Consider the following 14993-nt stretch of genomic DNA (forward strand, 5'->3'; position numbering starts at 1 on the left):
CATTGCTCATGCGTTCTTTGCGGGCCGTTCAGTTCAGGGACGACTGTTCCCGGTCAAAGATCCACAAAAAGTAACTCTGGGAGCACGTTTCGTGGCAGCCCTCGCACGCTGGTGTGTCCGACGCCGCCTGGCCACCGTTCTGCTGTGGCTCCTCGCCTTCGCGGGGGTCGCCGCGGGCGCCGCCGTCGCCGGCACCACGTACTCGAACGACTACCAGGTCCCCGGCACCGAGTCCGGCCGCGCCACCGAACTGCTGCACGAGGGCTTCCCGCAGCTCGGCGGCGACAGTGACACCGTCGTCTGGCACACCGAGTCCGGCAGCGTCCGCGCCGCCGACGTCGAGCAGACGATGGCCCGGACCCTGGACCGCATCGAGAACCTCCCCGGCGTGGCCTCGGTCACCAGCCCCTACGACGGCCCGGGCACGGGCCGGATCAGCGCGGACGGCCGCACCGCGTACGCCACGGTCACCTTCGACGAGCAGGCCCAGGACATCGACGACGGCGAGGCGCGGGCCGTCGTCGCCACCGCCGAGAGCGCCCGGGCCGACGGGCTCCAGGTGGAGCTGGGCGGCAGCGCCGTCGCGCTCACCCAGTCCTCCGGCGGGCACGTCGCGGAGGTCGTCGGCGTGCTCGTGGCCGCCGTCGTGCTGTTTTTGGCCTTCGGTTCGCTCGCCGCCTCGCTGCTGCCCATCGCCACGGCCCTGGTCGGCGTCGGCACCGCCTACGCCGGGATCGTGCTGCTCGGGCACGCCATGACCGTCGCCGACTTCGCCCCCATGCTCGGCATGCTGATCGGGCTCGGCGTCGGCATCGACTACGCGCTGTTCATCGTCACCCGGCACCGGCGCGGGCTGAAGCGCGGCCTGTCCGTCACCGAGGCCGCCACGAACGCCGTGCAGACCACGGGACGGGCCGTCGTCTTCGCGGGTGCCACCGTTTGCATCGCCCTGCTGGGCATGCTCATCCTCCGCCTGAGCTTCCTCAACGGCGTGGCGATAGCGGCCGGTCTGACCGTGGTCCTCACCGTCGCGGCCTCCGTGACCCTGCTGCCCGCCCTGCTGTCCCTCATCGGCATGCGCGCGCTCAGCCGCCGTGAACGCCGCCGCCTGGCGGAGCACGGGCCCCAGCCCGAGCTGCCCACCGGGTTCGCCGCCCGCTGGTCGGCGTTCGTGGAGCGCCACCCCAAGCTGCTCGGGGCGGTCGCACTGGTCGTCATGGCCGTCCTCGCGCTGCCCACGCTCTCCCTCCACCTGGGCACCTCCGACCAGGGCAACGACCCGAAGACCGCCACCACCCGGCAGGCCTACGACCTGCTCGCCGACGGCTTCGGCCCCGGCGTCAACGGCCCGCTCACCCTCGTCACCGAGGTCGACGGAGCCGGCGACAAGCTCGCCCTGGACAATCTCGACGCCACGCTGCGCGCCACCGACGGCGTCGCCTCGGTCACCCCGGTGACCTTCGGCTCCGGCGGCCACACCGCCTACCTCACCGTCGTACCCGACTCCTCCCCGCAGTCGCAGCGGACCAGCGACCTCGTGGACCGGCTGCGCGACGAGGTGCTGCCCCGCGCCGAGTCGGGCACCTCGCTCGACGTCCAGGTGGGCGGCATGACGGCCGGCTACGACGACTTCGCCGACGTCATCGTCGCCAAGCTGCCCGTCTTCGTCGGGGTCGTGATCGGCCTGGGCTGCCTGCTGCTGTTGCTGGCCTTCCGGTCGATCGGCATCCCGCTGAAGGCCGCCGCGATGAACGTCGCCGCCGTGGCCTCCGCCTTCGGCGTGGTCGTCGCGATCTTCCAGTGGGGCTGGGGCAGCGAACTGCTCGGCCTCGGCAGCGCGGGACCCATCGAGCCCTTCCTGCCGGTGATCATGGTGTCGGTGCTCTTCGGTCTGTCCATGGACTACCAGGTCTTCCTGGTGAGCCGGATGTACGAGGAGTGGCTGGAGACCGGCGACAACCGGCGGGCCGTCCGCGTCGGCCTCGCCGAGACCAGCCGGGTGATCAACTCGGCGGCGGTCATCATGATCTCGGTCTTCCTGGCCTTCGTGCTCAGCGGCGACCGCGTGATCGCCATGTTCGGCATCGCCCTCGCCGCCGCCGTCGCCCTGGACGCCTTCGTCCTGCGCACGCTGCTCGTGCCCGCCCTGATGCACCTGCTCGGCGGCGCCAACTGGTGGCTGCCCCGCTGGCTCGACCGGCGCATGCCACGCATCAGCATCGAACCGCCCGAGACGCGGGCCACCCATGAGAGGCTGGCCGCCGCGACGGACGCCGAGGCGGCGGACGTCCTGGCGGAGGAGGAGCGGCAGCGGGATGTACGCGATATCCCTGGGTGACGGCGCCGAACTGCGCCCCCTGGAGCCCTGGCACGCCGGGGAGTTCCTGGCGCACCTGGAGCGGGGGCGGGAGTTCATCGGCCGGTACATCCCGTTCGGCACGACCGAGACGGACCTGCTCTCCGCCCGCGCGAAGCTCCAGGTCTACGCCGACATGCGGGCCGCCGACACCGGCTCCCTGCACGGACTGTGGCTGGACGGGACGCTCGTCGGCGGTGTGCTGTTCCTCAACTTCGACGCGGCGAACGGCACCTGCGAGGTCGGCTGCTGGCTGGAGCCCGCCGGGACCGGCCGGGGCCTGGTCACGCGCGCGATGCGGGTGCTGATCGACTGGGCCGTCGAGCAGCGCGGCATCCACCGCGTCGAATGGGTCGCCGCCTCGGGCAACCAGCCGAGTCTGAACGTGGCGCGGCGACTCGGCATGACCCGCGACGGCGTGCGCCGCGCGGCTCACCACTACGGTGGCCTACGGCACGATCTCGAAGTCTGGTCCGTGCTGGCGCCCGAGTGGCGCGAGGCACGCGCGCGTGCCGGTCACAGCGATCATTAAGAGACTTCTCAGACAGCGACCCTACGGTGCGAGGCATGGCAACGAACGCAGTGGACGAGACCGAGGCCACCGAGGCCACGACCGACGACAAGGCGGTGGACATCACCGAGTCCGACGAGGTGATCGGGTCCGAGGTCCCGGCCCCCGTGACCAAGGAGGACGGCTCCCAGGGAGTCGGCCAGGGCGCTGGTGCCGTGGTCTCCGCAGCCCTCGGCGTCGTCTCGCTCACCGGCAGCTGGGTCGGCACGGTGGCCTCCGCCCGCCGCAATCTGATCGGCCAGCTGGAGACCGCGCAGAACGCGAGCGTGGCCAAGCAGATCCAGGCCGTCTACGGCGACGCCTGGCAGACCACCGCCCTGTGGGGAGGCCTGTTCGCGCTGACCGCGCTGGTCGTCGGCGTCGTGGTGCTCGCCCGGCCCGCGTTCGGCACGCCCGGCCGGGTCCAGGCCCCCTGGATCAAGTCGGTCGCCTGGGCGGGTGTCGCCCTCGGCGTCATCGGGCTGCTCCTGGCCGTCCTCAAGTACACCGACGTGCTGCTCGGGCTGCCGTCCGCGAGCTGACCCGCCACGGGTCCTGAGGGGTCTTAGGCCCTCCGTGAGCGTCTTACGGAGGGCCTAAGACCCCTCACGCGTGTCTAAGGCCCCGCCGGCCTCCCAAGATGCGGAACTCTCCCGATGTGGCCGCCCCGCCTGGGAGACGAAGGTGGAGACATCGCGGAGGAACCCCTCCGGGACCGGTCTCTCACCGAGGACACGTCATGTACGAGTACGAACTGCAGCAGATGCGCACCGCCGACCTCATCCGCCGGGCCGACCACGAGCGCCGCGTCCGCGAGGCCGACCGCGCCCGTCGCGCAGCCCGCCACGCCTCCGCCGAGCACGAAAGCCATACCCGCCGCTTCCGGCGGCTCCGCTCGACCCGCATCGCGTGAACGGGAAGCCGGCAACGGCCGACAGGCCGACGGTGGCCGCCAGAGCCCCCGCGGCCACCGTCGCTACGGGGCTCGCGCCAGGCGCGAGCCCCGCGCCGGGTACGGCGCCTGCGCCCGGCCCGGCAGGGCCTGTGCCGAGTACGGCGCCTGCGACCGGTGCGATGCCCACGTCCGGCGGGACGCCTGCGCCCGGCGCGGGGCCCGCGCCGGGTACGGCACCTGCGCCCGCTGCGGCAGCCGTGCCCGCTACGGGAGCCGCTGCCGGTGGGCTGCCTGTGCCGGGTGCGGCGCCCGAGCCCGTTGCGGGGCCTGCGCCCGCTATGGGGACTGTGGCCGGTGAGGCGTCTGCGCCCGGCGTGGGGCCCGCGCCGGGTACGGCACCTGCGCCCGCTGCGGCAGCCGTGCCCGCTACGGGAGCCGCTGCCGGTGGGGTGCCCGCGCCGGGTGCGGCGCCCGAGCCCGTTGCGGGGCCTGCGCCCGCTACGGGAGCTGCGGCGGCCGGTGGGGTGTGTGTGCCGGCTACGCCGCGTGCGTCCGCAGCGGGGCCTGCGCCCGTTGCCGATGAGTCGCCCGCACCGGCTGCGACCCCCGCGTCCGCTACGGCCCCCGCTGCCGGTGGAGCGCCTGCACCCGCTGCGGCACCCGCGTCCGCTACGGCCCCCACAGCCGGTGGGGCGCCCGCGCCCGTTGCGGTTCCGGCCCCCGTGCCCGGTGCCGCGGGCGTCGTTGCGGGGGCCGTGACCGGTTTTGGTTCGGTCGGTTCGGGGGGTGGGGACGGGATTCTCGACCGTGGTCCGGTGGCCGCGGTCGGGCCGGGTACCGGCCGTGTCCCGGTCGGAGCGGCGAAAACCGGTGCCGTGTCGTCGCACCCGCGTGCGATGCTCGGGGCCGTGGAGACCAGGTCCGTCAGCCCCGTGTTCGTCGGCCGCGCCGAGGAGTTGGGCGCGCTGCACGACGCACTCGTCCGCTGCCGCGAGGGAGAACCGCAGGCCCTGCTCATCGGCGGGGAGGCCGGCGTCGGCAAGACCCGGCTGGTCGAGGAGTTCACCGGCGCCGCCCGCCGCCGCGGCGCGGTGGTCGCGCTCGGCGGCTGCGTCGAGATCGGCGCCGACGGACTGCCCTTCGCCCCCTTCTCCACCGCCCTGCGCGCCCTGCGCCGCGCCCTGCCCGGCGAACTGGCCGCCGCGGCCGCCGGCCAGGAGGAGGAACTGGCCCGGCTCCTGCCCGAACTGGGCGAGTCCGGCCCCGGCCGGCACGACGAGGACGGCCTGGCCCGCCTCTTCGAGCTCACCGCACGCCTGCTGGAGCGCGTCTCCGCCGAGCACACCGTCGTCCTCGCCCTGGAGGACCTCCACTGGTCGGACGCCTCCACCCGGCACCTGCTCTCCTACCTCTTCCGCACCCTGCGCACCGGCCGCCTCGTCGTCCTGGCCACCTACCGCTCCGACGACATCCACCGCCGCCACCCGCTCCGCCCCCTGCTCGCCGAACTCGACCGGCTCCGCACCGTCCGCCGCCTCGAACTCGCCCGCTTCACCCGCGACGAGGTGTGCCTCCAGGTCGCCGGCATCCTCGCCCACGAACCCGACCCGGACCAGGTCGACGCGATCTTCGCCCGCTCCGACGGCAACGCCTTCTTCGTGGAGGAGCTCGCCGTCGCCGCCCACGAGGGCTGCCGCACGGGCCTGACGGACTCCCTGCGCGATCTGCTGCTCGTCCGCGTGGAGGGACTGCCCGAGCCGGCCCAGCAGGTCGCCCGGATCGTCGCCGAGGGCGGCTCCACCGTCGAGTACCGGCTGCTCGCCGCCGTCGCCCGGCTCGCCGAGGACGAGCTGATCGAGGCGCTGCGGGCCGCCGTGAACGCCGGCATCCTCACCCCCGCGCCCGGCGGCGACGGCTACCGCTTCCGCCACTCCCTGGTCCGCGAGGCCGTCAGCGACGACCTGCTCCCCGGCGAACGCTCCCGGCTCAACCGCCGCTACGCCGAAGCCCTGGAGACCGATCCGACCCTGGTCCCGGCCGACCAGCGGGCCACCCGCCTGGCCAGCTACTGGTACCACGCCCACGACGCGGCCAAGGCCCTGCCCGCCGTCCTGGACGCCGCCGTCGAGGCCCGGCGCCGCCACGCCTACTCCGAGCAACTGCGGCTGCTGGAACGCGCGATGGAGCTGTGGGACTCCGCCCCCGACGTCGTACGCGCGACCCTGCGCCCGGTCGACTACACGGAGGCGTATCCACCCAGCGGACGCGACCCGGGCACCACCCCGCTGAGCCACCTGGACCTGCTGGCGGAGGCGGCCGTGGCCGGACGGCTCGGCGGGGAGCGGGAACGCGCCCTGAAGATCACCAAGCGGGCGCTGCGTCTCCTCGACGACGCCGGTGACCCCCAGCGCGCCGCATGGTTCTGGATCCAGCGCTCCCGGCTGGTGCAGGGGCTCGCCCGCGGCGACGGCTGGAAGGAGATCGCCACGGCACAGGACCTGGTCCGCGGGCTGCCGCCGTCCGAGGTGCACGCCGAGGTGCTCGCCACCGCGGCCCACTGGTCGATGCTGCACGAACCCGGCCCCGACGCCCTGACGGCCGCCGAGCGGGCCGTGGAGTACGCGCGCATGGTGGGCGCCGACGCCATCGAGTCCAACGCCCGGCTCACCCTCGGCGGGCTCATGGTGGACGCCGGTCAGATCGAGGCCGGGCTGGCGCACATGTACGAGGTGAAGGACGAGGTGGCCGCCCGCAATCTGGCGCCGATCGTGGGCCGCAGCCATGTGAACCTGCCCTCCGCCCTCGAAGGCGTCGGCCGGTCCGAGGAGGCCGTCGCCATCCTGCGCGAGGGCCTGCGGCTCACCGCGGAGCTGGGCCTGCGGGACCCGGAGGGCTGGGTCTGGGGCAACCTAGCCGAGTCGCTCGTCTCGCTGGGCCGCTGGGACGAGGCCGCAGAGGCCGCCGTCAACGCCCAGCGGCGCGGGCGGACCGCCGGGCCGCACGGGGCCGGTGCCAACATCCTGGCGTTCCTCGCGCTCGCCCGCGGCCGGGTGCCCGAGGCGGCCCGGCACCTCGCCGAGGGCCGCGCCTCGTACGGCCCTCACGATCCCATGCCGCAGCACGACCTGCCGATCTCCTGCCTGACCATCGGGGTCGCCGCTGCCGAGGGCCGCCTGCCCGACGCCCGCGCCGAACTGGCCCGCACCCTTCGGTCCGGCTTCCCGCCCGGCACCCAGCGCTACGCCTGGCCGCTGCTGCTCCAGGCGGCCACGGCCGAGGCCGACACCCGCGGGCTGCCCGCCGCACGCGAGGGCCGCCAGGAGGTCCTGGACCGACTCTTCGACACGGCCAGGCGCCTCACCACGAACGCCCCCGTCTGGCTGGCCCACGAGCGGTGGGTCCGCGCCGAACTGCAGCGCGCCGCCGGCCGCTGCACCCCGGACGTCTGGTCGGACGTGGTCACCGCCTTCGAACCCCTGGGACGCCCCTACGACCTCGCCCGCGTCCGCCTCCGCCTGGCCGAGTCCCTGCTCACGGGCGGCGGCGAGGACGAGCGCGACCGGGCCACGGAACTGCTCCGCCTCGCCCACACCGTCGCCCGCCACCTGGACGCCCGGCCCCTCGCCGACGCCGCCGGCGCGCTCGCCCGGCGCGCCCGCCTCGCCCTGACCCCCGCGGTCGGACCGGCCCGGGCCGCCACCGACCCGGCCGAGACCCTCGGCCTGACCAGCCGGGAACGGGACGTGCTGCGCCTGGTCGCCGTCGGCCACACCAACCGCCGCATCGCCCAGGAGCTGTTCATCTCGCCGAAGACCGCGAGCGTCCACGTCTCCAACATTCTCGCCAAGCTCGGCGTCTCAGGCCGGGGCGAGGCGGCCGCGGTCGCGCACCGGCTGGGACTGTTCCCGGCGGAATCCCTCACGTCCCGGCCGGCCGGCTGAGGCATACGCTGGACGGGACGTCGCGAGCGTCGCGGCCCAGGGAGGCTCCGTTGTTCAACATGTTCGAGGAACTGTTCTCGCCCGGCCGCAAGCACACCCGCGACGAGCAGAAGCGCCTGGAGCTGACCCGTGAGGACGTCGGCGACGCCGACCCCGGACGCGGTCCGATAGACCTGGCGTCCGGGAAGGTCGTGGTACGCCCGCCGACGGAGGCCGAGAACGACGGGGAGGCCTAGGCCCCCACAGCGCAGGGACCGCGCAGATCCCCACAGCGCAGGGGCCCGGCCGTCACTTCACGCGCACCTCCAGGATCCGGTCGTCACCGCCCTTCGGGGCGCCCCGGCCGTCCGTGTTGCTGGTCACCAGCCACAGCCGGTCGCCGCCCGCCGGGACGACCGTGCGCAGCCGGCCGTACTCGCCCTCCAGGAACGCCTGCGGCTCGGCCGAGGCCGCCGTGCCGTTCAGCGGGATGCGCCACAGCCGCTTGCCGCGCAGGCCCGCCATCCAGACCGAGCCCTCGGCGTAGGCGATGCCGCTGGGGGAGGCCTCGGCCGTGCTCCACTGGTCGACGGGGTTCTGGAACCCCGAGTCGTCGGACTTCCCCTCCGCCTCGGGCCAGCCGTAGTTGCCGCCCGGCTTGATCGCGTTGAGCTCGTCCCAGGTGTCCTGCCCGAACTCCGAGGCGAACAGCCGCTGCCTGGCGTCCCAGGCCAGGCCCTGCACGTTGCGGTGGCCGTACGAGTAGACCGGCGAGCCGGAGAACGGGTTGCCGGGGGCCGGCTCGCCCTCCGGGGTCAGCCGCAGGATCTTGCCGCCCGTGGAGTCCCGGTCCTGGGACAGACCGGTGTCGCCGCTCTCGCCCGTGCCGACGTACAGCATCTTGTCGGGGCCGAAGGCGATCCGGCCGCCGTTGTGGATGAAGCCCTTGGGGATGCCCCGGAAGACCGTGTCGGGCGCGCCGAGCTGCCGGCCGGCGGGCTTGCCGTCGTCGTAGAGCATGCGGACGACACGGTTGTCGCCGGCCGAGGTGAAGTAGGCGTAGACCATGCGGTCCGAGGCGAAGTCGGGGGAGAGGGCGATGCCGAGCAGGCCGCCCTCGCCGGCCGCCGAGACCCCGGGCACCTCGCCCAGCTCGGTCTTCTTGCCGGTCTTCTCGTCGACCCGGACGATCGTCCCCTCGTCGCGGGAGGAGACGAGCAGGCCACCGCCCGGCAGCGGGGCGAGGCCCCAGGGGGATTCAAGGCCCTCGGCGACGGTGCGGACCACGGTGACCGAGCCCCGGGCGGGGGGTGTCTTTCCGGCGGCCTGGCGCGGCGGTGCGGACGAGCCCGGTGCCGTGCGGCTCGGGGAGGCGCTCCCGTCGGCGCCGGACGTTCCCCCGTCGTCGGAGGAGCAGCCGGCGGTCAGCAGGAGCGCTGCGGCGGCCAGCACGGCCGGGACGGCTCGACGTTGCACGATCATGGGTCCCTTCGACGCGGCGGGGTTCTCCCTGTCATACACCGCCCGCGCCTCCCAGGTTCCCGATCACGGAACGTCGAACCGTGAACAAGGGGTCTGCCCCTTGCGGCCGGGGTCCGGTCCGCTCAGTCCCACGACCCCTGGGCCGGGGGCAGCTCCGCGATCTCCCTGAGGTCCTCGGGGCCCAGCCGCAGGGCCGCGGCGGCCGCGTTCTCCGTGACCCACCGCTCCTGCTTCGTCCCCGGGACCGGGACCACGTGCCGGCCCTGGGCGAGCACCCACGCCAGGGCGACCTGGCCGGGTGTCACGCCATCGCCGTGCCGGCGGGCCACGCGGCGCAGGCCCGCGACGATCGGCTGGTTCGCGGCCATCATCTCGGCCGTGAAGCGCGGGTGCCGGGCGCGCGGGTCGTCCGCCTCGAAGCCCGCCCCGGGCCGCAGCCGGCCGGTCAGGAAGCCGTTGCCCAGCGGCATCGCGGCGAGGAAGCCCACGCCCCGGGTCTCGCACCAGGGCAGCAGGGCCTCCAGTGCCTCCGGCGACCACACCGACAGCTCCGCCTCCACCGCGGTCACCGGGAACACCTGCTGCACCCGCTCCAGTTGCCGGATCGTCGCGTCGTGCAGCCGGGCCCCGCCCCGGCGCGAGGACCGGGCACCCACCGCGCACAGCCCCAGCGCCCGCACCTTCCCGGCCTGGACGAGATCCGCCATCGCGCCCCAGGTCTCCTCGACGGGCACCTCGGGGTCGGCCCGGTGCAGCTGGTAGAGATCGATGACGTCCGTCTGCAGCCGCCGCAGCGAGGCGTCGCAGGCCCGCTTCACGTACCCGGGACGGCCGTTGGCGACGATGTGCTGGTCGCCCACGAGCAGCCCGACCTTCGTCGACACGAACGCGTCCGACCGCCGCTCCTTCAACGCCCGCCCCACCAGCAGCTCGTTGGTGAAGGGGCCGTACATGTCGGCCGTGTCCAGCAGGGACGCACCGAGGTCCAGCGCCCGGTGCACCGCCCTCAGCGACTCCTCGCCGCGCTGCCGCGAGGTGCTGTAGGCCCAGCTCATCGGCATGCACCCGAGTCCGACGGCCCCCACCGCGAGTGCGCCCGCGCCGATCGTCCTGCGCTCCACCTGGTCGTGACCCTCCCTGTTCCGGCCACCCCAACCTAACCTCTGCCGTGGCGCGCTCCTGACATAGCCTTTCGGAGCATGACTGCTGACGTGTGGCTGCCCATCCCGCCGGACGAGATCGAGGGGCTCCCGAAGGGGCCGGACTACCGCTTCTGGAACGGCGCGGAGGACTACCCCGCCGACCCGGCCGACTGCGCCTTCTACGTCGTCCCCTACATGAAGCCCAGCCCGCTGTGCGTACGTCCCCTGGCGCGGATGAGTCAGGTGGAGGTCGTACAGACCCTCTCCGCCGGGATCGACCACGTCGAGCCGGGCCTGGGGCGGCTGCGCCCGGGGGTGCGGCTGTGCAACGCGCGCGGGGTCCACGAGACCAGCACCGCCGAGCTCACCCTCGCGCTGATCCTGGCGTCGCTGCGCGGCATCCCCGACTTCGTGCGCGCCCAGGAGCGGGGGGAGTGGCTCGGCGGCTTCCGGCCCGCGCTCGCCGACAGGAACGTGCTCGTCGTCGGATACGGATCGATCGGTTCCGCCATCGAGGACCGGCTCGTTCCGTTCGAGCCCGCGCGGGTGGCGCGCGTCGCGCGCTCCGAGCGCACCACGGCGCGCGGGCCAGTGCATCCGCTCACCGAACTCCCCGCGCTGCTCCCCGAGGCGGACGTCGTGATCCTGTCCACCCCGCTCACGGAAAGCACCCGCGGCCTGGCCGGAGCCGACTTCCTGTCCCGGATGAAGGACGGTGCGCTGCTGGTCAACGTCGCCCGCGGCCCGGTCGTCGACACCAAGGCCCTGCTCGCCGAACTGGAGAGCGGCCGCCTCACCGCCGCCCTGGACGTCACCGACCCCGAGCCCCTGCCGCGCGAACACCCCCTGTGGCGTGCGCCGGGGGTACTGATCAGCCCTCATGTCGGCGGGCCCACCTCCGCGTTCCTGCCGCGCGCCAAGCGGCTCCTGGTGGACCAGTTGAACCGTTATGTGAACCGGGAGCCGCTGCGCAACGTGATCCTTACGACGGGTGCATCCACCCGCTGAAACGACCTTCGAGTACCGTCCGCAATCCTCCGGGCGCGGTGGGTACTCATATATCTGTTGATCGTCACGGAGAGTAGAGAACCTATGTCCCTGAGTGACGAGACTGGTGTATCGTCCCGACAGGGGCTGCGCCGGGGACCGTTCGGCGCCGGGGACGGACACTGCAGGACTGTGAGGGGGGCGACAGGCGATGCACGGTCTATGGACGAGCGATCCGACGGGGCGGGGCTGCCGGCGGCGACCCTGGCGGACGGCCGCGGGCAGACGCGGCCGGCACGCCGATCACGGCGACCACCACACCGATCACAGCCATCACCGCCGCAGGCCCGGCAGCCGCAGGAGGCAGGTCCAGCCGGTCCACCGGCGCCCGCGGGACCCGGGAGCGACGCGGACCGGGAGCGTCCGGTGAGTGCGCCCCCGAGCACCACGCTGGACGGAGCGCTGCGGGCACAGCCTCCGGCCCCGAGCGCGCTGCTGCCCCGCACGCCGGCCCCCGGCCACCGGCCGGGCCTGGCCCTCCAACTCGTCCTCGCCCTGAGCTGCGCGGGATACGCCGTCGGTGCCGCGTTCGGCTGGGGCTCGCGCGAGATGGCCCTGATCATGGGCGACTTCGGGCTGAGCGCCGCGGCGGCCACCGCCTGCGTGTCGTGCCTCCTCTACGCCCGCGGCCGCTGCACCCGCTTCCGGTCGGCCTGGCTGCTGTTCGGCCTCTCCTCGGCCATGGCGTCCCTGGGCAACCTGGTCTGGGGGTGGTACGAGGTGGTCCTGGGCCTGCCCGTGCCCAGCCCCAGCTACGCCGACCTGTTCTTCCTGTGCTTCGCGCCGCCCGCGATCGTCGGGCTGCTGGTCCTCGCCAAACGGCCGGTGACCAAGGCCGGCTGGGTCTGCCTGGGGCTCGACGCCTGGCTCATCGGCGGCTCGTTGCTGACCCTGGCCTGGAGCCTCGCCCTCGCCCAGGCCGCGAAAACCGAAGGGCCCGGCGTGGCGCACACCGCGCTGTCGCTGGCGTACCCGCTGCTGGACATCGCGCTGGTCAGCATGGTGCTCGCGCTGCACTTCCGGCGGTCCGCGGTGAACCGCTCGGCGGTCAACACCGCCATCGGCGCACTCGCCCTGACCGTCATGTGCGACGCCCTGTTCACCTCGCCGCTGATGCACCACGACTACCGCTCCGGCCAGTTGCTCGACGCGGGCTGGTTCGCGGGCTCGCTGCTCCTGGCGTACGCCCCGTGGGCCGCGCCGCGCGCAGCGGAGGGCGACCGGCACGGCCCGGACCGGCACGGCGGCGCGGGGCACACCCGCGTGGTGCACGAGCACGTGCCCGGACAGCGCAGCGGGCCGCACCACCCCCAGGCCCTGCCCGGCGGGGAGCTCGGCCGCTGTCCGGCCGCCCGGCCCATCGCCGGCTCCCTCGCCGCGCTCACGCCGTATCTCGCGGCCGCCGTGTGCACCCTGGGGATCCTCTACAACGTCCTCAACGGCCGCAGCGTCGACCGCGTGGTCCTGCTGACCGGGGGCACGGTCGTGCTCGCGCTGGTCGTGCGCCAGGGCATCATGCTGCTCGACAACATCACCCTCACCCAGGAACTGGCGCAGAAGGAGAACCACTTCCGCTCCCTGGTCCAGGGCTCCAGCGACGTCATCATGATCGCCGCCCCCAGCGGTGTCCTCAGGTACGTCTCCCCGGCCGCCGCCGGTGTCTACGGCCGCCCGGCGGAGGAGCTGGTGGGCACGGAACTGGCCCATCTCATCCACCCGGAAGACCTCGGCTGCGTCGTGCACGAGGTACGCAGGTTCCTCGCCGCCAGCCCGGTCGAGGAGCCCACCACGCGCATCGAGTGCCGCTTCCGGTCGGGTGACGGAGGCTGGCTGAACGTCGAGTCGACCGTCAACCGCCATCACGGCGGCCTCATCTTCAACAGCAGGGACGTGACCGAACGGGTGCGACTGCAGGCCCAGTTGCAGCACAACGCCGAGCACGACCCGCTCACGGACCTGCCCAACCGCGCCCTGTTCACCAAGCGGGTCCAGCACGCGCTGTCGGGCCGCCGGGCCTCCGACCGGGGCCTGGCCCTGCGGAACACGGCGGTGCTCTTCATCGACCTCGACGGCTTCAAGGCCGTCAACGACACCATCGGGCACCAAGCCGGGGACGAACTGCTCGTCCAGGCCGCCCGCAGGCTGCAGGACTCGGTCCGCCAGGGCGACACCGCCGCCCGGCTCGGCGGGGACGAGTTCGCGGCCCTGATCGTCGGGGACAACACCCGCGACCGCCAGGCCCGGGAGCGGCACATCCTGGAGCTCGCCGACCGCCTCAGGACCACGCTGTCCCAGCCCTACCTCATCGACGGCAACGATGTCCGCGTCAACGCCTCCATCGGCGTGGCCTTCGCGGAAGCCGGCCTCGGCGCGGGCGAGCTGCTGCGCAACGCGGACCTCGCGATGTACCGGGCCAAGGCCGGCGGCAAGGGCCGCGTCGAGCTGTACAAGCCGCAGATGCAGCAGGACGTCGTCCGCAAGGCGGAGCTGGCCACCCGCCTGCGGGCCGCACTGCACGACGGCGAGTTCGCCCTGCTGCACCAGCCGGTGGTGTGCCTGGAGGACGGCCGGATCACCTCGGTGTCCGCGCAGGCGCGCTGGCGCTCCTCCCAGGGGGTGCTCTTCACCCCGGCGGAGTTCCTGCGCGTGGCCGAGGACAGCGACAAGACCGCCGCGCTGGGCCGCTGGATGATCGAGGAGGCCGTCGAGCAGGCCGCCGAGCGGCACGCGACCGGGCTGTCCGTGCCGGTCGCCGTCCGGATGAGCGCCCGCCGGCTGCTGGACAAGTCCCTGCCGCTCGGCACGATCGAGGCGCTGCTCACCCGGCACGGCCTGCCGTCCGGCTCGCTGGTCATCGAGCTGTCCGACGCGGATCCGAGGGTCCCGCTGGACGAGCTGGAGCGGCGCCTGGGCGCCCTGCGGCGGGTCGGCGTTCGGATCGCGCTGGACGGGTTCGGCAGCGGCTGTGCGGCGATCACGGCCCTCAGGAGGCTGCCCGTCGACATCCTCAAGCTCGACCGCGGTCTGGTCGAGGGCGTCGTCGAGTCCGCCCGCCTGCACAAGATCACCAGCGGGCTGCTGCGCATCGCCGGTGACCTCGGGCTGCAGTCCGTGGCCGAGGGGGTCGATCTGCCCGAGCAGGTCGTCGCCCTGCGCGCGATGGGCTGCACCCACGGGCAGGGCATGGCGTTCTCCGGGCCGCTGGACGAGTACCGGTTGCGCCGGGCGCTCGCGGGCGGCCACTACCCGCTGCCGCACGCACCGGCCGAGCCGGCACTCGCGGGCGGCGCCGGGCGGGTGTACAGCACGAACGTGTCCGCCGTCATCGGAGGCGGCACGGCCCTCCGTTCACATAATGAGACTCCCGTCCCACCCACTTGACAGTGAGTGCGTGCCGGGGGGAGGGTCTGTGCCATGCGCACCCGAATTCTCGTACTTGGAAAGCGCGTCGGCTGACGCTGAGCCTCGACCGCTCAGCTGACCCACCCGGCGCGCTCCCCTCGCTTGCCTTATGGCACGAGGGGTTTTTTGTTGCACAGGGGCCTTCCGTGCAGCAGCCGAAAACCGCAGAAACCTCGCAAAAAACCCTCAGTATCCGAGA

General features: G+C 73.6%; 10 protein-coding genes. 8 read left to right on the top strand and 2 right to left on the bottom strand.

Translation table 11 applies throughout. From position 1 onward, the window contains the following. The first annotated feature begins 91 nt into the window (after positions 1–91). The 6 genes from ABTZ58_RS31415 to ABTZ58_RS31440 all read left to right on the top strand — a co-directional run bounded on the left by ABTZ58_RS31415 (position 92) and on the right by ABTZ58_RS31440 (position 7978). Entirely contained in the window at positions 92–2338 is a 2247-nt protein-coding gene (locus ABTZ58_RS31415) for an MMPL family transporter (protein WP_351364006.1), read from the top strand. After that, positions 2316–2888 carry a GNAT family N-acetyltransferase gene (locus ABTZ58_RS31420; RefSeq protein WP_351364009.1) on the top strand — a complete coding sequence of 191 codons (573 nt, stop codon included), beginning with the start codon at positions 2316–2318 and terminating at the stop codon, positions 2886–2888. Before ABTZ58_RS31415 ends, ABTZ58_RS31420 begins: the two co-directional genes overlap by 23 nt. A gap of 35 nt (positions 2889–2923) precedes the next feature. Next, positions 2924–3448: a hypothetical protein gene (locus tag ABTZ58_RS31425; RefSeq protein WP_351364012.1), complete on the top strand. Its 525-nt coding sequence runs from the start codon at positions 2924–2926 to the stop codon at positions 3446–3448. A 197-nt stretch (positions 3449–3645) separates the two neighbouring features. Further along, positions 3646–3819 carry a hypothetical protein gene (locus ABTZ58_RS31430; protein WP_351364015.1) on the top strand — a complete coding sequence of 58 codons (174 nt, stop codon included), beginning with the start codon at positions 3646–3648 and terminating at the stop codon, positions 3817–3819. An 878-nt stretch (positions 3820–4697) separates the two neighbouring features. Further along, a complete protein-coding gene (locus ABTZ58_RS31435) occupies positions 4698–7742 on the top strand; it encodes a helix-turn-helix transcriptional regulator (RefSeq protein ID WP_351364076.1) in 3045 nt (1014 codons plus the stop codon). A 50-nt stretch (positions 7743–7792) separates the two neighbouring features. Then, positions 7793–7978 carry a DUF6191 domain-containing protein gene (locus tag ABTZ58_RS31440; protein ID WP_351364018.1) on the top strand — a complete coding sequence of 62 codons (186 nt, stop codon included), beginning with the start codon at positions 7793–7795 and terminating at the stop codon, positions 7976–7978. A gap of 52 nt (positions 7979–8030) precedes the next feature. Here the strand turns inward: ABTZ58_RS31440 and ABTZ58_RS31445 are convergent, their stop codons facing one another. Together ABTZ58_RS31445 and ABTZ58_RS31450 are read right to left on the bottom strand one after the other, a co-directional pair. Next, positions 8031–9203: a PQQ-dependent sugar dehydrogenase gene (locus ABTZ58_RS31445; protein ID WP_351364021.1), complete on the bottom strand. Its 1173-nt coding sequence runs from the start codon at positions 9201–9203 to the stop codon at positions 8031–8033. A 122-nt stretch (positions 9204–9325) separates the two neighbouring features. Continuing rightward, positions 9326–10324, bottom strand: coding sequence for an aldo/keto reductase (locus tag ABTZ58_RS31450; protein ID WP_351364024.1), 999 nt, complete (start codon positions 10322–10324; stop codon positions 9326–9328). Between the two features lie 78 nt (positions 10325–10402). On the opposite strand from ABTZ58_RS31450, the gene ABTZ58_RS31455 reads away from it, so the two are divergent. Further along, the gene (locus ABTZ58_RS31455) at positions 10403–11353 is read left to right on the top strand and encodes a 2-hydroxyacid dehydrogenase (RefSeq protein ID WP_351364027.1); all 951 of its coding nucleotides are present in this window, start codon (positions 10403–10405) and stop codon (positions 11351–11353) included. A gap of 405 nt (positions 11354–11758) precedes the next feature. After that, on the top strand, positions 11759–14773 hold the full coding sequence (locus tag ABTZ58_RS31460) for a putative bifunctional diguanylate cyclase/phosphodiesterase (RefSeq protein ID WP_351364030.1): 3015 nt from the start codon (positions 11759–11761) through the stop codon (positions 14771–14773). Positions 14774–14993 lie beyond the last annotated feature (220 nt).

Origin of the sequence: Streptomyces sp. NPDC094143 (genome assembly GCF_040303825.1) — a bacterium.
GTDB lineage: Bacteria > Actinomycetota > Actinomycetes > Streptomycetales > Streptomycetaceae > Streptomyces.